A 22,921-nucleotide genomic window follows, 5' to 3' on the forward strand; every position below is an offset into this window, starting at 1 on the left:
TAAGCGTTACTATTCTTACCTTAACTTCCTCAGTATTCACATCTTGTCAGATTCCGTTAGACTGTCTTCAATTCAACAATTAGGTAGATTTTGCCATCATGAAGCAGATCCTAGACTTTATACCACTCATCGTTTTCTTCGCTTTATACAAGCTGTACGACATCTACGTGGCGACAGGTGCACTGATCGTAGCAACAGCCATTCAGCTTGTCGTCACCTATGCGCTGTATAAGAAAGTCGAAAAGATGCAGCTAATAACATTTGTTATCGTCACTATCTTCGGCGGCATGACCCTTTTCTTCCACGACGACAATTTTATAAAGTGGAAAGTCACCATCATTTACGCGATTCTGGCGATTGGCTTAGCAGTGAGCCACGCATTGGGAAAATCAGCCATCAAAGGTATGCTAGGCAAGGAAATTACGTTACCTGACGCTGTTTGGGCAAAGATTAACTGGGCTTGGGTTGGCTTCTTCTCATTCTTCGCTGGCCTAAACATTTATATTGCTTACGAATTGCCGTTGGATGTTTGGGTTAACTTCAAAGTATTTGGAATGTTGATCGCGACATTTGCTTACATGATTGCGACTGGCTTTTACATTTATAAACACATGCCAAAAGAACAAAAAAATAACTCATCCGATGTGTCCACTGATGATTAAAAACTCAGTTTTGCTATAATCCACGACTTCACAGCGACCTTAGGGTCGCTGTTTTGCTCCATGTATCAGTAAACCGCTCAAACAACGTACCGTTTTCAGACCATTCTTGCTGCTGTAAACCAACTTTCTCTGGTCCGGTATCTGCGGTTTTTTAAGGACCTTTGGTTCTAGGTATTTACTATGTTGGCGCTTAGTTTGAGCGCCTTTAAGATTTAGGATGTCACAATGAGTCAAGAAATTAGCTCTCCGAAAGGTCAAATGCTGCTTCGTACCCTTGCAATGCCTGCAGATACAAACGCCAATGGCGATATTTTTGGCGGTTGGATAATGTCTCAGCTCGACTTAGCAGGCGCGATTCTGGCAAAAGAGATCTCTTGTGGTCGCGTTGTCACCGTTTCGGTATCAAGCATTACGTTCAAAAAACCTGTTGGTGTGGGCGATGTCGTATGCTGCTACGGCGAATGCACTAAGATCGGCCGCACATCCATGAGTGTCGATTTGGAAGTATGGGTCAAACCCGTCAAAGCTCACGGTGTTGGCGAACGCTTCATGGTTTGTGATGCGACCTTCAACTACGTAGCCATTGACAGTGAAGGTAAACCACGTCCGGTTCAGAATTAGTCAACCTACAACGCTAACAGTTAGAAAGGACCTCACATTTTCTGTTGTTCACTTGTGAGAGACACAAAAAAGGCGTTAAATTAACACTTTACCCTACCAATTAAGGAACTATGCTATGTGGTATGTCATCTTTTCACAGGACGTTGAGAACTCGTTGGAAAAACGCATGAGCGTTCGCCCACAACACTTGGGTCGCTTACAAAAGCTACAAGACGAAGGTCGCCTTCTTACAGCTGGTCCGATGCCTGCGATAGATTCTGACAATCCTGGAGAAGCTGGATTTACGGGCTCAACTGTCATCGCTGAATTCGCCTCGCTAGAGGATGCTAAAGCGTGGGCAGAAGCCGATCCTTATGTAGCGGCTGGTGTTTACGATCATGTTATCGTGAAACCGTTCAAAAAAGTGTTTTAATTTATGAAAAAATTACTGTGTCTTTTCTTGGTATTTGGTGCTCTGGCTGGCTGTTCATCAACCGATGATAATCAGCGCCAACTTGAGCTTATGGCATCAAACCGAGCAGGAGTCTTGTCTGCGGGCCTCCCTTTAGAGTACGGTCCACTGCAAATAATGCGTGTCTCATCCAACAAAAATGTTGTAGAGATGATGATGATTTATAACGATGGCGCACTCGGTGCAAAGCCGTTAAATCAAGTACTGAATACCAGTATCTATACCTACTGCAGCAACCCAGAAGTTCGCAAGCAAATTGATATGGGCTTGATGTATCGTATTAAGGTACGTAATTCTCGCGGTCAGTTGATGGCAGATGAGTTGGTTTCCGCACAGACTTGTACTCAGGTGAAGTAGCTACAGTAATTTTTGTTGCTTTCGGCATGAGACGATGATTCGCTATTATTGGATAATCTGAAAACGAAAGTTAACAGTTAAGAATAGAAAAACGGAGACCACAGTCTCCGTTTTTATTTGCTGTAACGATGTGTTACGCCAGCTCAGCACGGAGCTTCTTCGCCGCTGAAACCAGATTCGCCAATGCCGCTTCTGTCTCCTTCCAGTTTCGTGTTTTCAGACCACAATCTGGGTTTACCCACAAACGTTGAGCCGGAATTTTTTCTGCCGCTTTCTTGATTAAACCTTCAATCCATTCTTCCGTAGGAATGTTTGGTGAGTGAATGTCATAAACACCAGGGCCAATTTCGTTCGGGTAATTGAACTCTTCAAATGCTTTCAGCAGCTCCATATTTGAGCGAGATGTTTCAATGGTAATGACGTCCGCATCGAGTGCCGCAACCGAATCAATGATTTCATTGAACTCGCTGTAACACATATGAGTGTGAATCTGAGTTTCTGGTTTTGCACTTGCCGCAGAGACCTTAAACGCATTTACGGCCCATTCTAAGTACGCTTTGTGATCACGTTTTTTGAGTGGTAAACCTTCTCGAATGGCTGGCTCGTCAATTTGAATGATATTTATGCCTGCATCTTGCAGGTCAGACACCTCATCACGTAGTGCCAAAGCAAGTTGCTGCGCAATTTCTTGACGTGTGATGTCTTCACGTGGGAACGTCCAACATAAAATCGTAACTGGTCCAGTCAACATGCCTTTCATCTGTTTGCTGGTTAGCGACTGGGCGTACGTCGACCATTCAACCGTGATCGGTTTTTCACGTTCAATGTCAGCAACTACAATGGCAGGTTTCACACAGCGAGAGCCATAACTCTGTACCCAACCAAATTTGGTCGTTTGAAAACCCGCTAAGTTCTCAGCGAAGTATTCCACCATGTCGTTACGCTCTGCTTCACCGTGAACTAGCACATCTAGGTCGAGCGCCTCTTGACGTTTCACTGCGTCAGCAATATGTCCTTTAAGTGCTTGGATATATTCAGACTCAGATAATTGACCTGTACGATAAGCGCTGCGCTGCACCCGGATTTCACCCGTTTGAGGAAAAGAGCCGATTGTCGTTGTTGGCAACAAAGGCAAGCCCAATACTTCAGCTTGATGCGCAGCACGCTCTGCATAAGGTGCGCTGCGCTCGGCAAGTGACGCGGTAATGTTGTTTAAACGCGCTTGTACTTGAGGTTTATTCACATGTGTTGCTGTCTTGCGCACTTTTATTGGCTGGCTGTAGGTATCACAAGCGAGAATCGCATCTTGATCACCATCGAGTGCGCGGCCAAGCAAGGCGACTTCTGTTACTTTTTGTTTTGCGAACGCAAACCAGCTTTTCACTTCCTCACTGAGTTCTGTTTCCTGTTCCAGATCAACCGGGCTATGTAGCAAAGAGCATGAGCTCGCAACCCAAAGGTTGTCGCCCAGTTTTTCTTTTACTGGCTGTAGACGTTCAAGTTGCGCACTCAAATCCGAGCGCCACACGTTACGACCGTTGACCACGCCAGCAGACAGCACCCACCCCTCCGGTAGTTTGGCAACCACGTCGTCAAGCTGCTGAGGCGCGGCAGATAAATCGATATGTAAACCATCTACCGGAAGCTCTACAATTTTGCCTAGCGTATCGCTTACGGAGTCAAAGTACGTCGTTAGCAGCACTTTTACATCGCTTCGAATCACTTGGTAGGCTAGCTTAAACGAATCAGCCCATTTGCTTTCTAGCTCCAGTGACAAAATTGGCTCATCAATCTGAACCCACTCAACACCTTGACTTGCGAGCTTTGCCAAAATAGCTTGGTAAGCCGTAAGCAATCGTGGCAGTAGCGTCAGGCGATCGAACCCTTCTTCTACCTCTTTACCTAAGTAAAGATAACTGACTGGGCCAAGCAAAACTGGCTTCACTTTATGCCCAGCTTGGGTTGCTTCGTTGACTTCTTCAAACAGTTGAGGCCAACTCACTTCAAATGTATCGTCCTTGCTAAATTCAGGTACGATGTAGTGGTAGTTTGTGTTGAACCATTTAGTCATATCCGATGCTGCAGCGCCCGCACAGCCGCAACCCGCTTGAGATTGACCGCGACCCACTTTGAATAGCGTATCCAAATCAGGGAAACCGTCTGCGTGACGTTTTGGCACGTGACCCAGTAACAACGTGGTCGTCAGTACATGATCGTACCAAGCAAAATCGCCAGCGGTGGTAAAACTCAAGCCAGCATCTGTTTGCGTTTGCCAGTTTTTAGCGCGCAGATCTGCTCCAACCTTTTTAAGCTCTGCTTGATCAATTTCTCCGCGCCAGTATTTTTCCTGAGCGAATTTTAATTCTCGTTTTTCACCGATGCGTGGATAACCTAGTACGTGCGTTGTTGTAGCCATGTCCCTATTCCTTTTTCAATCTTGTTTAATTTGTTTGGGTCAGAGTATCTTTCGTCATTAAAGATGTCTGGATGGCTAAACTATCGCTCTCATCTGCGGTTTGAACAACGTCCATTTATTCAACTTGTTTATTAAAAAAATTCATCATGAGGCGACATGATTCGCAAATAAACACAACAAATAGACGTCTAGACGTTTACATATCCATTTTTTGTCGTTAAGTTATTTACACGATTGCTATTCTGTTCATAGCAAGCAACAAAGGATGAAAGGAATTCATGATAGAGCTAAAACATTTGCGGACACTAACTTCGCTTCGAGACACTGGCTCTCTAACGGCAACAGCGACCGCTTTACATCTCACTCAGTCGGCACTGTCTCATCAGATCAAAGATTTGGAGGCGCGAATTGGAGGGCAACTGTTCCTGAGAAAGACTCGTCCGGTGAAGTTCACTTCAGAGGGAGAAATCCTATTGCGTCTTGCAGAAGATATCCTTCCGAAACTCGCAAGAGCAGAAAATGATTTAGCGAGCTTGAAAGAAGACGTCAATGGCCGATTACATATGGCCATTGAATGTCACTCTTGCTTCCAATGGCTAATGCCTGCACTTAGGGAGTACCAACTTGCTTGGCCTAGCGTAACATTGGACTTTTCCTCTGGTTTTGGCTTTGAACCACTCCCAGCTCTATTGGCAGGCGAACTCGATCTCGTTATTACTTCCGATATCCAACCTCGATCCGAAGTCCACTACGAGCCTCTATTCGACTTTGAAATGCGTTTAATTACCGCAACCAACCACCCATTGGCGGAAAAAGAAATTATTGATCCGCAAGATCTCGCAGATCAAACCATGCTCTCTTATCCGGTTCAAAAACAAAGGCTAGACGTCGTAAAACACTTTCTTCAGCCAGCAGGAATAGAACCTGCGAAATGGAAGCAAGCCGACAACACTCTCATGTTAGTTCAGATGGTCTCTGCTGGATTAGGGGTGGCGGCACTACCCAATTGGGCGATTTCTGAATTTTCTCGCCAAGGTCTTATTACCAGTAAACCTTTCGGCCAAGGCTTATGGCGTCGCTTGTTTGCTGCAACGCGTCACTCAGAGAAAGAAAAGCGTTACTTACAAGCTTTTTTCGCAACCGCGAGGCTACAATGTAAAAGCCACCTTGACGGAATCAAGGTGGCTTAAAAGATTTGGGTTATGAAAGGCTTAGCGTTGATATGCTTTAAATTGGTTAGTCAATGGATCGTACTGATAACCGAGCATATCAAGCTTGCCGACTACAGACTCTACATCCATCTCATACACTGATACTAACTCGTCAAAACTGTCGCACTCTAAACGTAGCTTTTCGTTGACGATACCTAGCAAAATAGTGCTGTCCAGATTACCTACATTGCTTAAATCCATCGCGACTCTCCTCTTCGACAAGGTATATAAACAAGCGTAGTAGTAATCACGCGAATTTAAAGTGAGTGCGATCTAAAACGTGATCACCTTATACCCAAGCACCAAGAAAGCACTTGGATATAAGCTGTCTAGCTTTGTCTTTAGAATAGAGGTTAAGCCGCGAGAGAGAATAAACCTTGCAGGCTCGTCATCGACGCGAGTGCTAGAAACAAGGCAACGCTCAGTTGCACCTTTTCTGGTTTCTTATGCGTAAAAATATGCCAACACCACACAATAATTGAAGAAATTAGCATAGCTAAAGACAGCAAGATCGGCTGTGTCGCAGCGTTTAGTGTGGCTTCATTTAACTGGTAAGAAGCAAACAACGTTGCGATGACTAATAGCATTCCAGACACAATGCCCGTAACTGGTAAAATACGGTGAAATGCCTGTAATCTGCTGCGAGCTATCGTAAGCAGCAATTGAGAAAATGACGCCCCAAGGAAAAATATCATTAGCGCCATCGCTATCGATGCTGGCCAGCTTGATTGCTCAAATACTTGAATACTCACATACGCAAAGGCCAAACCATTCGCTAAATGCATCGCCCATAGTGGCCCTTTTTCACGCGTTTTCTTGGTTTGAACCTGAGAATAGAAGTAGAAAATAGCAAACACGATCATAAATGCTTCAATGCGAAGTGACGCAACAGCGAGCCACAATACAGCTACTGCTGGCAACATTTTATGAAGACGTCCTCGCTGACCAGGACAAATATCGCCCTTTATTAGAAGCAAAGTCAGTAGCGCTTGTGCGCCAAATAGCATCGGAGGGAAAGTAACCAGCAATTGTTGAATCATGTTGAATGCACGCTCAAAAGTCATTTTGGGGGGCGATAATATCAAATCAACTATCGCCAAACCACCGAAAGTCGGCCCCCAAATGAGCTAAAACGGTAAGACAATTTTATTCACAGAGAAGCAAGATACTTCAACGCGTCTTCCTGCGTTAAAACTCCACGGTACTCTTCTTTGGTATTACACAGTACCCAAGGGAAACGAATGCCGGTTTTAACCAACTCTCGAATAACAGAGACAGGTAAATCCTCATCAACCAACACAAATTCGGTGCTCATTATCTGATTAACAGGACGTTTCCAAATTCGGCTTTCTCGTTCAGTTTCTCGCTCTGTTCCCATCGAAGGCGTTAGGTGTAAATTCACCGTCTCTTTCGTAATTAACCCAACACAACGATTTTCATTGAGAACAACTAAAGGCGAGCTTGGATTCAAATTCATGTACTCCACTGCCAAGGAGAGCGGTTCTCCAGGGTCCATAGACCTGACTTGTTCATGGCTCAAAGATTGCAACACATCACTTTGCTTAGACTCAATCGCGATGTCAGAGAACAGATGCTCATAACTGTCCGCTTTATCCATCAAATCGACAGGCACGGCAGCAGAAAATAGAAAGCCCTGCATGTAATCGACACCGATTTCTGCCAATACTTGAAGTTCTTGCTTAGATTCCACGCCTTCAGCAACCACTTTTACATTCATTTGCTGTGCAAGCTCGGTGACCATTTTCACAATGTTATAGCTGGTGCTCCCTTTATGAATGTTCTTGATGAATTTTCGGTCTATTTTCAGTAAATCAAACTGCCCTTTTTCTAGATAAGAAAAAGAAGAATACCCAGTACCGAAGTCATCAATCGCGATCTCAACGCCCTCTTTCCGCACTTCCTCTAGAGCTCGAGTATGCTCCTCATCTTGTTCAAAATACGCGGTTTCTGTTAGCTCGATAGTTACTCGCTTAGAGTCTACACCACTGGCTTTAATCAAATCATGCGACCGCTGAAGGATCTGAAGAGAATCCAATTTCGTATTGAGGGAGCGATTGATGGTCACGCCCACTTCCTCGCCATAAATTTCTTGTAAGCGCGGAAAGTGCTTCAACGCAGCTTGGCAGACCACATCATCAAGTGCCGCTATGAGTTCTAGATCTTCAATAATAGCGATCATCTTTTGCGTACAATACGCATCATTTTCATCATAGAAGCGTGCGAGAGCCTCGAACTTAACCACTCTTCCGGTTTGAACGTCGATAATCGGTTGAAAGTAAACGTCCACTAGCCCACTCTCTATTTGCGCCTCCAAAAACGCCTCGAGATGTTGGCGCTTCACTAATTCAGAGTGAAGTTCACTGTCGTAAAAGTTGAAATAGCTGCCTTCACCGGAAATAGAGGACAACATCGCTTGCGCTGCATGTGCTAGCGCTTGTCTTGGTCGGTTCGTATCATAGCCAAGGATTGACACACCAGTTTGGCCTTTAACGATAGTGGCATGCATTTTTGTGCCCATTTCATTTCTTAGCTCATTAAAGAACCCTTTCATGGCAATTTGGATCAAACGAACCGGGCTCAACCATTGACAATGAGGGGTCTGTAAGCATACGACAAACACGTCCCGAGATAACTGCCCCGCAATACTGGTGTAACGACTTCGCATAATAAAATCTGCAAAACCTAATTGCTGTTCAAGCAAGTATCTCTCCGAAAACTTGGGTCTGAGTGTCATAACAATGTTGAGTTCTTTATTTCTGCTTTCATTCGCTAAGGTAGCTAATTGGAGTTCAAATTCTTTCCTCGTCGGTAAAAAGGCAGCCCAATCATGCTGTTGTTCACAACGATTTTTCATCCACAACAACGAAGCAGAAATATCCGTAGAAAATCCGAGATAAAGAATTCGTCCAGAGTGAAACGTAAGTCGGTAAATACAAAGATGATGAGCTTGGTTGCTACCGTTTGCTGTTTTGCTCAGCAAGTTACCACACCAACATCCTTCATCATTAATTTGCTGCCACAGCTGATCATAAAACGCTTGGCTATGGTGAGAGGTACTGAATATATGAGTTTTAAGCCCAACCAGATCTCGGTTTTGATAGCCCATTTGTAACTCAAAGGCACGGTTACAACCTAAGATGCGCGTATCTTCATCGGCAACTAAAACGCCTACATTTGGCAAATCAAAAATCGTTTCGAGAATTTTCGCTAACTCCTCGCAACCAGTGATTGTTAATTGTGGAATGATAGTGCCTTGGATAATGCGCTTATTGAGCCTTTCAAAACTAATAGTAACGTGCACTAAGTTAACGTTTTTTAGCATCATGCAACAAGAAAACCGCCCCCGTCCGCCAAAGAGTTCCACTTCTAGAATTCGTTGTTTTAGCGTTTCTTGTTGCCCCATCAGCATATGATCAAACAAGTTATTTAGGCTGGTTACTGGCGTACTTATCCCAAATGCCTTTGCCATTCCTTGCTGATCACATTCGAACTCGCGAGTATCAATATCGTAAGACCACTCTATAACAGGAGTTAGACTGGAAGTCGTTTGCATTTTTGGATGCACTGTTGTCGTAGATTCACTCATACCCTAGCCCCTTTTTTGTAATTAGCCCAAGGCTCAAAATTCACAGTCAATTCGCGACATTCCAGTTGGGACCTGCCGATCCTCTTTATAGATGGATTGTGTCAACGATAAGCCTATCGACTTAGAACTATTTCCAGAGCAGCTCAGCCTTTTGCATTTAATATGCACTAATTTGATTATAGGCTTTACCCCACATAAGCACACCATTGCTTATGCTTTGTATTAAGATTGCGACATTTTTCATGAACCGATCTATAACCATGAGGCTTTCAAGGTGAAATTAGACAGAAAATCGCCGATAGAGCATTGATATTTTTACAAACCAAATAAAACTCGATGAACTAAGCTTGAATAGATGAGTTTGTTATAGATACCTGATAATCAAATCGCTATAATTCGCGCTCCCTGGAACAGAGAGCAAAATATGACCAATAACATCACTCCTATTCATGAGTACAAAAAATACTGGGCAGAGTGTTTTGGTACGGCACCTTTCTTGCCGACCAGTCGCAAAGAAATGGATGCCCTAGGATGGGATAGCTGTGACATTATCATTGTAACCGGTGACGCTTATGTGGATCACCCAAGCTTTGGTATGGCTATCATTGGCCGCCTGCTAGAAGCACAAGGTTTCCGTGTCGGTATCATTGCTCAACCAGAATGGCAAAATAAAGATGCGTTCATGCAACTTGGTAAGCCAAATCTGTTCTTCGGGATCACTGCGGGTAACATGGACTCCATGATCAACCGTTACACCGCGGATAAAAAGCTTCGTCACGATGACGCGTACACACCGAATAACGAAGGTGGTAAACGCCCAGACCGAGCAACGTTGGTTTACTCTCAACGTTGTCGTGAGGCATACAAAGAAGTACCTATTGTTTTAGGTGGTATCGAAGCTAGCCTACGCCGTGTTGCGCACTACGATTACTGGTCAGATAAAGTTCGCCGTTCTGTACTGTTTGATGCAAAAGCAGACATCCTACTTTTTGGTAACGCAGAGCGCGCACTTGTCGAAGTAGCACATCGCATCGCAAACGGCGAAGACATCAGCACCATGACCAATATTCGTGGTACTGCCGTGAACTTGCCAGCTGCACCAGAAGGCTACACGGTTATTGATTCTTCTCGCATTGAAAAACCTCGTAAAGAAGCGTTCGTACCAAAGAACCCATACGAAGTAGAAACTCAGTGTGAAACTAAAAAAGACGAGCCAGTTGCACAACCAATCACAATTCGCCCATCACGCCACGATGCTGCGACGACTGCGGTCCGTTTACCTTCGTTTGAAAAGCTAAGAAACGATCGCATTCTTTATGCGCATGCAAGCCGTGTACTGCATTTAGAAACGAACCCGTACTCTGGTCGAGCGTTACTTCAAAGCCATGGTGATCGTGAACTTTGGGTAAACCAAGCTCCAATTCCATTGACGACCGAAGAGATGGACTTTGTGTTTGGCCTGCCTTACGCGCGTGTTCCTCATCCTATGTACGGCAAAGCAAAAATTCCTGCGTACGACATGATCAAGACGTCTGTGAACATCATGCGTGGTTGCTTTGGTGGCTGTTCTTTCTGTTCGATTACCGAGCATGAAGGTCGAATCATTCAAAACCGTTCGAAAGAGTCTATCATCAACGAGATTGAAGAAATTCGCGACAAAGTTCCAGGCTTTACCGGCACAATTTCCGATCTTGGTGGCCCGACTGCAAACATGTACCGCCTGGGCTGTAAAGATCCAAAAGCGGAAGCGAACTGTCGTCGTCCTTCTTGTGTATTCCCGGGCATCTGTAACAAGCTAAACACAGACCACAAACACACGATCGATTTATACCGCGAAGCGCGTAAAGTTGAAGGCGTGAAGAAAGTGATGGTTGCATCTGGCGTACGTTACGACCTTGCGATTGAATCACCAGAATACGTGAAAGAGCTCGTGACTCACCACGTAGGCGGTTACTTGAAGATTGCACCGGAACATACAGAGAAAGGTCCTCTTGATCTAATGATGAAGCCAGGCATGGGTACGTACGATCGCTTTAAAGAGATGTTCGAGAAATACAGTGCAGAAGCAGGCAAGAAGCAGTACTTAATCCCTTATTTTATCTCTGCGCACCCAGGCACAGAAGACGAAGACATGCTGAACCTTGCTCTGTGGCTGAAAAAGAACAACTTCGAATGTGACCAAGTACAAAACTTCTACCCTTCGCCAATGTGTAACGCAACGTCGATGTACTACTCAGAGACAAACCCTCTGAAACGCGTGAAGTACAAAAAACGTGAAGATGTACCTGTAGCAAAAGGTGAACGTCAACGTCGCCTGCATAAAGCGCTGTTGCGTTATCACGATCCAGCAAACTGGCCAATGATCCGCGAAGCCCTAGTCAGTATGGGTAAAAAACATTTGATCGGTGACAAACAAGGCTGTCTCGTTCCTGCAGAAGACATTGAAGCACAAACACCTGCGCAACGTCGTAAATCTGGTCGTCACGGGGCAAACCGCTTTGCAACCAAACATACCAAAAACCAACCAGGCTTCGGTGGTCATTTGAACAAACGCTCTGAAGGCGGTTCAAAAGATGGTAAACCATCTGGCAACCGTAACGGTTCAGGTAAAGCTACAGGTGGTCAACACCCTGCAAGCAACGGCCAACGTCCTAGCGGCAACGGTGCAAACCGCCCGGCAGGTAGCAAGCCGCAAGGCCAAGGCCGCCCACAAGCACAAGGCAAACCAACTGGTCAACGTAAACCAAAGCGTCGCTAATTCTTTAGCGCTTAAATACTAAAAGGGCTCCAGAGGTAACTCTGGAGCCCTTTTGTTTTGTCGGCTCATTGAGGCATCACTCACAACTCAAACTTTGATTCAATCAATACAAAAAATGGTAAACACCAACCAACTTATTGGAAAAACAAACAATTATTTGATTGACGCAAAACCATAGAAAACTAACCCATTGATTTTTAATAGATTTATTTTGGTGCGATATTTGCATAACAGAGTAAAACTCTTAAACATGGGCTAACGATGAATCATCCACTTCCCCCAAAAACTTCTATGTTCTGGTATGACAACAGCTATACCTATGAGGAGGCCGTTCAGGCATTTGAAAGCGATGGTACACTGAAATCGCTGAATATCGTTCCAACCAAGGAATCCGATGATCTTGCTGGCTCACCCCCAGAGCGCAGTATGTTTTGGGAGGGAGAAACAAAAAAAATCGATCCGCCACCGCCGTCTGAACCAGAGCCTCTCAATTTAAAAACTGAGAAAGAAGCAACGGAAGCATCACCTGCGCACTTTATCCCAGTCCGCTATGCCATCGATCAGCTAGAAACAGAAGAGACACAATCTTTTGGTTTGCCTGAAGAATGGAAAGGCCAAGGCCCAGCCAAACTCAATACCGTTGGTTACACCCTGCGTCAACTGCGCGACGGTTGGCTGTATGTCTATGATACAATCAACAAAAGCTTAGACGAATACGAAATCAAAGGAACGCAATTCACGCTCTATAAGTTGGGAGAATCAGAAAGCCCAAAATCAGAGCAGCGTGGGACACCACAAGATGCAAAGCCCTTTCTTACTTACGTCAACGGAAGCGTACTATCGATTTGCTTCTCTGAGCACCGCTGGACATGGCACACGTTCATGCGCGTACTTAACAATCCGAGTAATCATATCGATCGCATGCAAACCATTGTTCTGTCCTCAAACGAGAATCAGCACAACATTGCACCAATAGATAAGTTAACCCAAGTCGCTGATATTGAATCTTCTGCCGTCAATGATGGTCGCTTTGCGGATTCTGGCATCGCCACCAAAGCAGATGAAGATGGTTCTGTCTTTAAACCTGTCGCAGTCGAAAGCGATTTAACCTCTGCGATTCCAGAAGAAGAATCAGGCTACTTCGTCGCGATAAAAGATTACGCCGCAGACATTCAAGATATGTCACTGCATTTTGTTGGTGCCGCAAGCCCTTACCGCCTTTTCACTGACCAGTTTTCAAACCAGTGGAACTTGATGCAGACCGCCATGCAACTGTGTATGTTTGGTGCAAGTGACGAGATAGACATGCCACCTAGCGTTAAGCGTAACGGCGAAGAGCTGTCGTTTTATACCGACATGGCTGACTATTATGACTCCTCTCACCAACTTGATTTGGCAGAGCAGAACAAAAGCTCAGTTCAGTCCGGCTATCCTGCTAAATTTTCCGCTGGAGCGATTGAATCACACCAACATACCCAAAGTGACATTGCTAAAGCGATACAGGACAAATATCGAATTTCTGCGAGCCGTTTTGGTAAATACGAACAATGGATAGCGACTGAACGCTGGCGTCAGCAGCTCAACTGGAAGCAAATGCTGAGCGAGATGCAAGAGCTGTCAGAACAAAAAGAAACCATGCTAGCCCAAGTGGTTTCGGTCAAACGCGACTTTATCGCAGTAATGGAGTCCTTAACGCCGCATCATCTTGAAAGAACCTTCGACCTATACAGCGAAGACACGCAGTACAGCTTGTATCAACTGCACAAGCAAGCCGTTGAGTCATTTACTTTGGTGATACAAGAAGAAGACCGCCAATGGGCTGAAAGCCAATGGGAGAAACCAACCAGTTTACTTGCTCTCTATGCCTCTGGGTTTAGTCGTAGTTTATTTAAAGTGATGGAGAAGAATATTACAGAGGCGCTTGATGAACAGTCGATCGCCTCAGAAAATCCTGATCCTGAGAATCAGTTGATGGACCAGATATCTGATACCAGCAACCGCGTGAATATGTACTCTAAGATCATGGACTTTGTTTCCAACCCAAACACTGCGGAAACAGCCTTTCTCAAAGATATCGCCAAAGGTTTCCAAGAGCTGGATATTATTTTTAAATCTGCAATAGGTGCGCTTGCAAAAGGCGTTGTAGAGTTTGGCGTTAGCTTGACCTCACAAGCATCGATTATGCTGATGCCTGTTTTCGCTAAACCTCTGAACCGTCAGAGCTATTATCTGTTTGCTGTTATAGCAGAGCATATGGCACACAATATGCCAGTTACTTTAAATGAAAGCTACGCTCGCGATTTTAAAAAATGGAAAACACGCGTAAATGATTACCCAAGTGAGCTCAAGAAAAACGATGCGGTCATTGCTGACTTCCAGAAAAACAACCGCAAAGCCGACTCTAAATACACAACAGCTTTAAAAAATAAAAAGAGAATTAAGAAGGCACTCGCTGTGGCTACATTGGAGTACCCACAGCGTATTGAATTACCCGATGATCTACCACAAAGAACCGTCGAGCTTAAAACGCGGCTCGTGATGAATAAGCTCGATGATTTGAATAAACTGTTCGAGAATGCCGGTGGTCTAGGCTTTATGGCATTAGTATTTAACTGCATCGCGCTTGGTGATGCCATGAGCAGTATCCAAGACACAGGGTTAACATCCTCAGATGAATTTTTAGATATTCAGCAAAAGCTTTTTTATACAGCAAACGCTTGGACGGGTATTCGTACGGGTAAGTATTGGGATAAGGTTAAGGGAAGTGACGAACTCAGAGAGCACTCGCTAAAAACTCTAAAAAAGTTAGTAGATCGAAATACAAAAGGCTTTGAAAACCTGATTCTTGATGACTTAAAAGTATTTAATAAATGGCTTGCGATTACAGGGGCTTTAGGAGCGCTGGCTTCAGGTATTGAGGCTTACCGTTCTTGGCAGAGTATCGATAACGTTTATGGCCTCGAAAGCAAATTATATTTAGCGAATACCGTAACACTTGGTTTAACTGGTGCGATTGGTGCGTTTCAGTTCTTAGGAGCCTCTACTGGTACTTTTTCGACTAACTTGCTTTTTGGTGGCCCGGTAACGGCAGCTTTAGTTATTCTTACAGTTACATACTTAGCCATCAATTATAAGTTGAATAAACTGAAACAAGATGATTTCCAAAAATGGTTAGATAAACTGCCTTGGGGTTATCACCCTGCTCGCACTCAGTGGAGCCAATCTTCGAGCTTGCCCGAAAGAGAGAAGCATAATTCAGCATTAGTGCAGCAAGCGCTGTTTGACTTACAATCTATTATTCAACAGCCTACGGTATACCATCAACCTATTGAAAATATACAGGCTTATCCAGGCTATACACATCGTGAGTTAGTTGGCTTGGAAGTGCATATTCAGCTGCCACGGCGCGCTGCAACGAATGGTATTATGGTGAGTACTAACAGCAAGGCAACAGAAGATGATTTGACGTCCGGCTCGTGGCATCAAAACGCAGATTTAGTCACTCTTAAAACTCAAGACCTAGCTAGTGCCGAATTGGTGGTGTACAAGGTAGCATTGCCAATCACAGAAGTAGACCATTACCTTGCAATGCAAGTGGTGTACGATACGGAAGATGATGCTCCATCAAAGCGTGAGTATTGGTTCCAAAATAGCGTAAAACAGAGTGCAACTTATCGCGTGATTTCAGACAATACCAAACAAAATATCATTAAAAAATCACTCACCACCGTTGTTGGCACATTAGGTTTTAAGGAGTAACCCTTGGCATATTCACCATTTTACGTCACCCCAGAAGAGTTGGCAGTTTATCAAGAGGCACAAGAGCAAGAAATACTCGCAGGCGATAACGTCAGAACATGGCATAAGTATGATGTAGAGGAACCATTTCGCTATTACTTTAAACTTTTTGCGTTTCCATTTGTGATCGCTCCATTCCTATTAACTTTGTTTATACATACGAGTGACACGGTTGACGTAACTATTTTTTCTTTTATTTTATCGGTGATGGTGTCTGGAGCCTTTTACCTTACGATTGGCCTCGACTATCGCTATGACTATATTTTTTCTGACAAAGGCTTTGTGATGAAGAAACGTCGCAACATGCCTAAGTGGGTGAATACCGCCACGCAAGCCGTTGGCTGGATAGGTGCAGTGGTATGTGTGGTGATGGTAGCGATGGTTGGCCCGATGGCGTTAGCAGGTGCAGGTGCTTTTATATTAGTCTCCTTTAAAATGCTTAAACGCCAACCAGATGAACCAACAGAAGTGAGAATCGGAGAGCGTGAGGATTGGCTGTTTGCGGACTACAATAAAAAAAGGAAAGTGATCCAGTTCTATTTTAAGCATGACATATGCAGATATCGAGATACTGCTCATAAGACTATCTTTCGCTCACAAGATAGATCAGATTGTTATGTTTTCTTTAAAACTGAAGCGGATTTAGAATCCATGGTCGCGCAACTGTCAAAGGTCTACAAACTGAATTGTACCGAGGTCGATGACCATAAAAAGTTGTTTGAAGCAAAGCCAGAATCAAGGCTCTTTAGTATTCCGGTTTGTAGTAGAGAATATCAAACCGAAGAGGTATTTGATTTAAGGGCGTCAAATGCCCCACTTCCTGAGCGTGAATACCTTTACAACGGCAAGTGGCAAACGGAATCTGAGATTGAAAAATCAAAATCTGAACTAACGGCAGCCAAGGTATAAACCTTGGCTTGTTTACCTTTTACATCCCCCCATGAAAAGCTTTAGGTTTACTCTGATGTACAAAAAGAAAAATTGGTTCAAATAACGAATTTTTAACTCGAGGATAGGAGAGTAAGCCCGAACCTTCTATCCTCAACTAAACACCCATTTTGCACTGAGTAAATAGTTACTCACCATGCCTGCCAATATGCCTAAGATCAAAGCCAAATAGACCATCACCCCTTGCGTTCCTAGCGCGAGCGTTGCGCCTTTGAACACAATAAAGTTCGGCAAAGCACTGATACAGGCACTCGCCATAAATTTTTGCCATTGAGCGAAAGGGTTGGTTTTTTCTGCTTGAGAGAAAGTCAGCCAGCGATTGCCAAGCCAAGTCGTGGTTGCTGCAAACAAAAATGCTATCCCACGAGCCAGCATCAACTCCAGACCAAACCAATGGAACAACACAGAAAAGATAAGGGTGTCGACCATAAAGCCGACACCACCTACCAGAGCAAACCTTGTTAACGAAGCAAACCTTTCCAGCGAAGCAAATTTTGGTAATTTGCGCATTCCGTTATCCAACCACACAGGTGTAGAGTGAGCGTTTCGATTTTGCTGTGAACTCGTTGGTACAACTCAACGCATTTTCATGAATCATGCTATCCACTTGCTGCGATTTACCAATCAGGTGGAATTTCTTCAGATTGTTTAAGTCATTCTTATCTTCAAGCTTTTTCGCCTGACCATGACTATAGAACTGGCCTGAGAACGGGCGCTTACCAATATAAAAGACCGGAGCGTTGTCATTAATTTGCGCGAAGATTATGCGGTCGCTGCGGCTATCTGCTTTGCCCATATTCAAAACCAACATCGCAATCATAAGCAGGGCTGGCAACACCGCTGCCGTTCCGGTCAACCATTTGAAATCGTGTTTATCCACCAGCATTGCAATCAAGATACCCAACGCAGGCACACCCGGTAGCACGTAAGCAGGCAAAATATTCCCAGCCATGGTGAACAAGATCATTGGAGAAATCAGCCAACACATCAGGAAGCTAAACAAACCTTGATGATCGGTTTCAATGGCTTTGAGTACCTTACGACGTTTCCACGCCAAGATAGGCAATACAATTGACCAAGGCGCAGCCGACTGTAGCCAGAATACCCAGATCATCCCACGTGGTTGATCATGAGCAGAACCATACAGATCCCCTTCCCAACCGCTGACAACAAAACGCTTAAAGTGCTCGCCAACAATGAAGTAATCAATAAATCCAGGCGTCGCCACTTCAGCCATGATGTACCAAGGTAGAGCAATCGCCAGCATGAGCGCCAACCCCGACACAATTGGAAAACGCTGCCACAAGGCTTTTAAGGCACCAAAGAAACCATGCTGAATCACAAGCCAAGGAAATACTGCGATGCCCATGATCACGATCGCCACTGGACCTTTCGCTAACAGCCCGCAAGCCAAGCCAAAGAAACCGAGGTAACCCCACAATCGGCTGTGTTTGTCTTTGCCAAGCCAGCAATAGTAAAAACCAACCATCGCCATCGTCATTGCCAACGTCAGTGCCATGTCTGTCATCACCGCACCCGCCGCAATTGAAAAGATGCCACACGTCGCCAGTACCAACGCTGCGATGACAGCATTAAAGCCTGCACGATGCGCCATGAAAGCAACAAAAACAATCGTCGCAACACCCGCTAACCAATGAGGCGCGCGCACTGCAAATTCATTCAATCCAAACAGCTCAATGCCGTAAGCACTCATCCACGTGAACAGGGGGGGCTTCCCCCAAAAAGGCACGCCGTAATCAAACTGTGGGGTAAGCCAATTGCCGGTTTCCACCATTAAGCGCGCCATTTCGCCGTAGCGGGCTTCTGTGGTGTCCATCAAAGGGTAAGCAGCAAGTGAAATAAGACGGAGTAAAAGAGCAAACGCCAACAACAACCACAAATGGGTTTTATTAATACTCATGATTACGCGGTTTCTCCAAGTTTAAACTTCATGGTTTGGATGGATTGATGTTTTGCAGGCTGCTCGTAAACGGACTGAACAAGATAAAGAGGACGTTGCTTGGTCTCGACAAAAATGCGGCCAATGTACTCGCCCAAAAGGCCAATCGACAGCAGTTGCACACCGCCCAAGGCAAGTTGGACGACCATCATGGATGGGTAACCAGTGACGGGTTCACCAAACACAACGGTTTTCATCACTATGAATGCGCCATAGATAAAGGCACTGAACGCCACTAACGCACCAGCAAGTGTCGCTAAGCGCAAAGGGCGAATGGAAAACGAGGTAATGCCGTCCATTGCAAGGCCAATCAGCTTGAGATAGTTCCATTTGGTCTCACCACAGAAACGAGCGTCACGCTCAAACTGAACCGTCACTTGCTTGAAACCCGGCCAAGAAAAAATGCCCTTCATGTATCGGTTACGTTCTGGCAGCGCATTGATGTGCTTAACCACTTTTGCGCTCAGTAGACGGAAATCGCCCACGTTCTCAGGCACATCCAATTTCGCCATGCTGTTAAGCACTTTGTAAAAGCAAGCGGCCGAGAAGCGTTTGAACCAAGTTTCACCGTGGCGCTCGCTGCGCTGCATGTTCACCACGTCATACCCTTCACGCCATTTTGATACCATTTGCGGGATCAACTCAGGCGGGTCTTGCAAGTCGGCATCAATCACGATCACCGCTTCACCTTGACAGTGTTCCAGACCCGCACTCATGGCGGACTCTTTGCCGAAGTTACGGCTTAGTGCAATACAACGAACGTCGCTAGAAGATTGAGAAAAGTTTTGCGCGATCATTAGGCTCTCGTCTTTGCTGCCGTCGTCCACATAAACGATTTCACAGCGTTCTGGCATTTCATCCAAAACGGCGGCTAAACGACGATGAAATTCAGGTAAGACTTCTTGCTCGTTAAAGAATGGCACCACAACAGACAAAACTGTTTTAGGCTCAGTGTGTTGGCTCACCTTTGAAAAGGTTGCAGCGTGAATGTTGAAGGTTGACATGCTACTCTTCCACTAAATCCGATGAATGAATCCAGTCTACAAACATCAACGTGAAAGAGATGTTATTGACATCTTTTTCACGTCCTTAGTGAATAATGTTCGGTTAAGACGAAGTCTTATTTTCGAACACCTGCCCACTTGGAGAGAAATACATGAAACGCGTACTTTTAGTCGAAGATAATCGAGAAATTGCAGGCATGCTGTTCGATTATTTTGAGTGTGCAGGTATGGAACTCGATTATGCAGACAACGGCGAACTCGGCCTGAAACTAGCGATGGAAAACACCTTCGACATCATCTTGCTCGATCTCATGCTGCCACGCATGGATGGCCTGACCATGTGTAATAAACTTCGCGACGCGGGCAACAACACACCAGTGCTTATGCTGACAGCACTCGATAGCCGTGACGATATGCTAAAAGGCTTCCAACACGGTGCGGACGACTATCTGACCAAGCCTTTCGATCTGGATATTCTTGAAGCGCGCATGATGGCACTGATCCGCCGTTACCGCGGCACTGTCGCGTCGAGCAAGTTGGAATATGGCGAAGTCTCTATCGACCAAAAAACGCGTAAAGCTTACCGCCAAGATAAACTGTTGGCGCTAAACCCCACCACTTACACCATTCTGGAAATGCTTGTGAAAAGCGCGCCAGACGTAGTAACACGTGAAGAAATCGCCTTCCAACTATGGCAAGAGAACGAGCCGAACAACGACGTTCTGCGCAGCCACATTTACCAACTTCGCAACCAACTTGATAAGCCATTTGAACAACATGTGCTGATCACCGTGCCGAAAGTTGGCTTCCGCTTGGAGACAGTTGCATGATCAATCGCTTACTTGCTAGCACGCAAAGCACACAAAGTATGACAGGGCGACTCGCTCTGTTTTTCTCTTTTGTGTCGGTCGTGATCGGCATCTTCTGCTTTTTGTTGATTACCGGCTCCCTGCTTTGGTCTGAAGACCGTGTCGGCGAGCGTCGTATTATGGTCGACAAAAAAGAAGCGATTGAACATTTCCAGTCCCACCCAGAGCAAGGCAGTATTCAGCTTGACCTGCTCACCACTGCATACAACGACATCTCATTGGTTGCCGAGCGCTACCAAAAATACCTGATTGGTCAAAAGCACTTTCTTGATGAAGTAGAAGACGGTGAATACTCGCGCATGGTTTACATGAGCACTTACACCTACAAAGGCGTTGAACATCCTGTGATTCTGGTTTCCTTGATTGATGAAATCGAGATCACCTCAGAGGAATTCATTCTCGTCGTTGCTATGGTGTTGTCCATTGTCGCCGTCCTGGTGTTCCTATTTGGCAGTCTGTTGCTGCGTTTATCACAGCGCTTGATTGAACCCGTCAATGCGCTTAAAACTCAACTCGATCATCACCAAGGCGATGCTACGCAGACTTTTAGCGTGCCAGAGGGATCAGCCAAAGAGTTCCAAACCCTCGCGGATGAGTTGAATGAGTATCGCCACAAAATCAACCAAGTCATCAAGCGTGAGCAAGCCTTTGCACGATACGCAAGCCATGAACTGCGTACACCGTTAACCGTGATGAAAGGCTCAAGTAGCTTATTGGCGAGAAGTGCGAACACGGATTTCCAAACCCGCCAAGTGAACCGAATACAAGATGCGACGCAGCAAATGTCGACTATGGTGGATGCCCTACTCGGCTTAGTGCGTTACGAGCGTAATGCAGATGATTCACCAGTGCGCAGCATCACCGAAGAAGAACTCAACCAAATCATCTTCCAAAGCCAAGCTCAGGCGGATGAGAAAGCACTCAATTTTGATGTACAGATCGACGGCAACCCAAGAACGCGCGCAACCAATGCCGTGTTGACCATTATTCTTGGTAACTTGATTCGCAACGGCATCGCCGCGACACCATCGGGATCAATTCATATCAGCATGGATGAAAACACCATCTCGGTGCGCGATGAAGGTGAAGGCTTTTCGACCATTCCGCACTCAGATGGGCACGGATTAGGTTTGATGATTGTGGATGATTTGTGCCAACGCTATGGCTGGCAATTTAAGATTGGTACACATCCAGAAGGTGGTTGTGAGGCAGTAATTGATCTTGCGTCAGAGCATCAGGAATAACCGAAATGGTTGTACTGAAACACAGACTTTTTATCTGGGTTTAATGGCGTTACACTACGCGCCCTTTTTAACGGCAAGGTCGCGTGGTTGGACACGTCAGCAGTCACATGAAACTCTCTGAAAGCCCGATAACTCAACACAACTTCAACGGTCATACGTTTTTTCTTAAGCGTGATGACATGCTGCATTCTCACTTTTCTGGGAACAAAGCACGTAAGTTTATGGCGTTGATGGAAACGCAAAACAGCGACATCAAAACCCTCATCAGTTACGGCTCTGCTCAATCCAACGCGATGTATTCGCTAGCGGCTCTCGCCCAGATTAAAGGTTGGGCATTTGAGTTTTATGTTCATCACATTCCATCTTGGCTAAAAAGCTCCCCCATCGGAAACTATCGCGGCGCTCTCGATTTGGGTATGAAAATCACCGCCATGCAAGACATCGGTAGCGAACTCCACCCTAGTGAATACATCCACCAGGTACGAAGATTAGATGAGTCGACATTGCTTATTCCAGAGGGTGGACGTTCCCACCTCGCTGAAGCTGGCATCAAACAGTTAGCACGAGAAATTCTTGATTGGACGCGATTGAGAGGTAAAGAGCAGTTTGCGGTTGCCCTGCCATCAGGCACTGGCACGACGTCTTTATATCTTCATAAACATTTAAGTCCACACGGCATTGAAGTGCTAACTTGCCCTTGCGTAGGCGATGCAGATTACTTAACTGAGCAGTTCAACCAGCTCGGTGAAAACAGCCACCCAACCATTTTAACCATCCGCAACAAACACCATTTTGGTCGCTTGTACGAAGAAGATTACATCACATGGAAAGCGCTCTTTGAGCAAACCGACCTCGAATTTGACCTGTTATACGACCCGTATATGTGGCAATGCCTAACACCTTGGTTGGAAGAGAACACAGATAAAACGGTGATTTACATTCACCAAGGCGGGTTACTTGGCAACGAGTCGATGTTGCCAAGATATCAACGAGAATTTGAATAGCGTGTTCAAAT

General features: G+C 45.2%; 18 protein-coding genes. 11 read left to right on the plus strand and 7 right to left on the minus strand.

Annotated features, from left to right (window positions below; genetic code table 11):
• Positions 1-98: 98 nt before the first annotated feature.
• The 4 genes from R7Q48_RS07145 (at position 99) to R7Q48_RS07160 (ending at position 2,091) form a co-directional block, all read left to right on the plus strand.
• On the plus strand, positions 99-662 hold the full coding sequence (locus R7Q48_RS07145; protein WP_005376769.1) for a septation protein A: 564 nt from the start codon (positions 99-101) through the stop codon (positions 660-662).
• 225 nt (positions 663-887) lie between these two features.
• Positions 888-1,283, plus strand: a complete 396-nt coding sequence (gene yciA / locus R7Q48_RS07150; protein WP_005376768.1) for an acyl-CoA thioester hydrolase YciA — start codon at positions 888-890, stop codon at positions 1,281-1,283.
• 115 nt (positions 1,284-1,398) lie between these two features.
• Positions 1,399-1,695 (plus strand): YciI family protein, encoded by a 297-nt coding sequence (locus R7Q48_RS07155; protein ID WP_017634695.1) that lies wholly within the window; start codon positions 1,399-1,401, stop codon positions 1,693-1,695.
• A gap of 3 nt (positions 1,696-1,698) precedes the next feature.
• Positions 1,699-2,091, plus strand: coding sequence for a GspS/AspS pilotin family protein (locus R7Q48_RS07160; protein WP_005386726.1), 393 nt, complete (start codon positions 1,699-1,701; stop codon positions 2,089-2,091).
• A gap of 133 nt (positions 2,092-2,224) precedes the next feature.
• Here R7Q48_RS07160 and metE read toward each other — a convergent pair whose 3' ends face one another.
• Positions 2,225-4,507, minus strand: coding sequence for a 5-methyltetrahydropteroyltriglutamate--homocysteine S-methyltransferase (gene metE / locus R7Q48_RS07165; protein ID WP_256902921.1), 2,283 nt, complete (start codon positions 4,505-4,507; stop codon positions 2,225-2,227).
• A gap of 278 nt (positions 4,508-4,785) precedes the next feature.
• On the opposite strand from metE, the gene metR reads away from it, so the two are divergent.
• A complete protein-coding gene (metR, locus tag R7Q48_RS07170) occupies positions 4,786-5,697 on the plus strand; it encodes an HTH-type transcriptional regulator MetR (RefSeq protein WP_005376763.1) in 912 nt (303 codons plus the stop codon).
• A 21-nt stretch (positions 5,698-5,718) separates the two neighbouring features.
• Here the strand turns inward: metR and R7Q48_RS07175 are convergent, their stop codons facing one another.
• From R7Q48_RS07175 to R7Q48_RS07185, 3 genes are all read right to left on the minus strand, one after another.
• Positions 5,719-5,919: a DUF4250 domain-containing protein gene (locus R7Q48_RS07175; RefSeq protein ID WP_005376762.1), complete on the minus strand. Its 201-nt coding sequence runs from the start codon at positions 5,917-5,919 to the stop codon at positions 5,719-5,721.
• Positions 5,920-6,071: 152 nt separating this feature from the next.
• The gene (locus R7Q48_RS07180; RefSeq protein WP_005376761.1) at positions 6,072-6,782 is read right to left on the minus strand and encodes a hypothetical protein; all 711 of its coding nucleotides are present in this window, start codon (positions 6,780-6,782) and stop codon (positions 6,072-6,074) included.
• An 86-nt stretch (positions 6,783-6,868) separates the two neighbouring features.
• The gene (locus R7Q48_RS07185) at positions 6,869-9,325 is read right to left on the minus strand and encodes an EAL domain-containing protein (RefSeq protein ID WP_256902923.1); all 2,457 of its coding nucleotides are present in this window, start codon (positions 9,323-9,325) and stop codon (positions 6,869-6,871) included.
• A 424-nt stretch (positions 9,326-9,749) separates the two neighbouring features.
• On the opposite strand from R7Q48_RS07185, the gene R7Q48_RS07190 reads away from it, so the two are divergent.
• The 3 genes from R7Q48_RS07190 (at position 9,750) to R7Q48_RS07200 (ending at position 16,790) form a co-directional block, all read left to right on the plus strand.
• Positions 9,750-12,083: a YgiQ family radical SAM protein gene (locus R7Q48_RS07190; RefSeq protein WP_256902924.1), complete on the plus strand. Its 2,334-nt coding sequence runs from the start codon at positions 9,750-9,752 to the stop codon at positions 12,081-12,083.
• Positions 12,084-12,344: 261 nt separating this feature from the next.
• Entirely contained in the window at positions 12,345-15,842 is a 3,498-nt protein-coding gene (locus tag R7Q48_RS07195; RefSeq protein WP_256902925.1) for a T6SS effector BTH_I2691 family protein, read from the plus strand.
• Positions 15,843-15,845: 3 nt separating this feature from the next.
• Positions 15,846-16,790 (plus strand): hypothetical protein, encoded by a 945-nt coding sequence (locus R7Q48_RS07200; RefSeq protein WP_256902926.1) that lies wholly within the window; start codon positions 15,846-15,848, stop codon positions 16,788-16,790.
• A gap of 132 nt (positions 16,791-16,922) precedes the next feature.
• Here R7Q48_RS07200 and R7Q48_RS07205 read toward each other — a convergent pair whose 3' ends face one another.
• From R7Q48_RS07205 to R7Q48_RS07215, 3 genes are read right to left on the minus strand one after another with little or no spacing between them, the layout of a single operon-like run.
• On the minus strand, positions 16,923-17,339 hold the full coding sequence (locus tag R7Q48_RS07205) for a GtrA family protein (protein WP_256902927.1): 417 nt from the start codon (positions 17,337-17,339) through the stop codon (positions 16,923-16,925).
• A gap of 4 nt (positions 17,340-17,343) precedes the next feature.
• Complete coding sequence (locus R7Q48_RS07210; protein ID WP_262592392.1) at positions 17,344-18,750, minus strand: ArnT family glycosyltransferase; 1,407 nt, start codon at positions 18,748-18,750, stop codon at positions 17,344-17,346.
• A gap of 2 nt (positions 18,751-18,752) precedes the next feature.
• Entirely contained in the window at positions 18,753-19,793 is a 1,041-nt protein-coding gene (locus R7Q48_RS07215) for a glycosyltransferase family 2 protein (RefSeq protein WP_017634706.1), read from the minus strand.
• Positions 19,794-19,945: 152 nt separating this feature from the next.
• Here R7Q48_RS07215 and R7Q48_RS07220 point away from each other — a divergent pair, with 152 nt between their 5' ends.
• The 3 genes from R7Q48_RS07220 to R7Q48_RS07230 all read left to right on the plus strand — a co-directional run bounded on the left by R7Q48_RS07220 (position 19,946) and on the right by R7Q48_RS07230 (position 22,910).
• Positions 19,946-20,623 (plus strand): response regulator transcription factor, encoded by a 678-nt coding sequence (locus tag R7Q48_RS07220; protein WP_020197905.1) that lies wholly within the window; start codon positions 19,946-19,948, stop codon positions 20,621-20,623.
• Positions 20,620-21,906: a sensor histidine kinase gene (locus R7Q48_RS07225; RefSeq protein WP_170890403.1), complete on the plus strand. Its 1,287-nt coding sequence runs from the start codon at positions 20,620-20,622 to the stop codon at positions 21,904-21,906. Before R7Q48_RS07220 ends, R7Q48_RS07225 begins: the two co-directional genes overlap by 4 nt.
• A 107-nt stretch (positions 21,907-22,013) precedes the next feature.
• A complete protein-coding gene (locus R7Q48_RS07230) occupies positions 22,014-22,910 on the plus strand; it encodes a 1-aminocyclopropane-1-carboxylate deaminase/D-cysteine desulfhydrase (protein WP_256902929.1) in 897 nt (298 codons plus the stop codon).
• Positions 22,911-22,921 lie beyond the last annotated feature (11 nt).

This window comes from Vibrio sp. 378 (assembly GCF_033339435.1).

What these genes read in the sequence shown, in the direction of transcription:
- R7Q48_RS07145 (WP_005376769.1), top strand. Translation starts at nt 99, where the DNA reads ATGAAGCAGATCCTAGACTTTATACCACTCATCGTTTTCTTCGCTTTA.
- yciA (WP_005376768.1), top strand. Translation starts at nt 888, where the DNA reads ATGAGTCAAGAAATTAGCTCTCCGAAAGGTCAAATGCTGCTTCGTACC.
- R7Q48_RS07155 (WP_017634695.1), top strand. Translation starts at nt 1,399, where the DNA reads ATGTGGTATGTCATCTTTTCACAGGACGTTGAGAACTCGTTGGAAAAA.
- R7Q48_RS07160 (WP_005386726.1), top strand. Translation starts at nt 1,699, where the DNA reads ATGAAAAAATTACTGTGTCTTTTCTTGGTATTTGGTGCTCTGGCTGGC.
- metE (WP_256902921.1), bottom strand. Translation starts at nt 4,507, where the DNA reads ATGGCTACAACAACGCACGTACTAGGTTATCCACGCATCGGTGAAAAA.
- metR (WP_005376763.1), top strand. Translation starts at nt 4,786, where the DNA reads ATGATAGAGCTAAAACATTTGCGGACACTAACTTCGCTTCGAGACACT.
- R7Q48_RS07175 (WP_005376762.1), bottom strand. Translation starts at nt 5,919, where the DNA reads ATGGATTTAAGCAATGTAGGTAATCTGGACAGCACTATTTTGCTAGGT.
- R7Q48_RS07180 (WP_005376761.1), bottom strand. Translation starts at nt 6,782, where the DNA reads ATGACTTTTGAGCGTGCATTCAACATGATTCAACAATTGCTGGTTACT.
- R7Q48_RS07185 (WP_256902923.1), bottom strand. Translation starts at nt 9,325, where the DNA reads ATGAGTGAATCTACGACAACAGTGCATCCAAAAATGCAAACGACTTCC.
- R7Q48_RS07190 (WP_256902924.1), top strand. Translation starts at nt 9,750, where the DNA reads ATGACCAATAACATCACTCCTATTCATGAGTACAAAAAATACTGGGCA.
- R7Q48_RS07195 (WP_256902925.1), top strand. Translation starts at nt 12,345, where the DNA reads ATGAATCATCCACTTCCCCCAAAAACTTCTATGTTCTGGTATGACAAC.
- R7Q48_RS07205 (WP_256902927.1), bottom strand. Translation starts at nt 17,339, where the DNA reads ATGCGCAAATTACCAAAATTTGCTTCGCTGGAAAGGTTTGCTTCGTTA.
- R7Q48_RS07210 (WP_262592392.1), bottom strand. Translation starts at nt 18,750, where the DNA reads ATGAGTATTAATAAAACCCATTTGTGGTTGTTGTTGGCGTTTGCTCTT.
- R7Q48_RS07215 (WP_017634706.1), bottom strand. Translation starts at nt 19,793, where the DNA reads ATGTCAACCTTCAACATTCACGCTGCAACCTTTTCAAAGGTGAGCCAA.
- R7Q48_RS07220 (WP_020197905.1), top strand. Translation starts at nt 19,946, where the DNA reads ATGAAACGCGTACTTTTAGTCGAAGATAATCGAGAAATTGCAGGCATG.
- R7Q48_RS07225 (WP_170890403.1), top strand. Translation starts at nt 20,620, where the DNA reads ATGATCAATCGCTTACTTGCTAGCACGCAAAGCACACAAAGTATGACA.
- R7Q48_RS07230 (WP_256902929.1), top strand. Translation starts at nt 22,014, where the DNA reads ATGAAACTCTCTGAAAGCCCGATAACTCAACACAACTTCAACGGTCAT.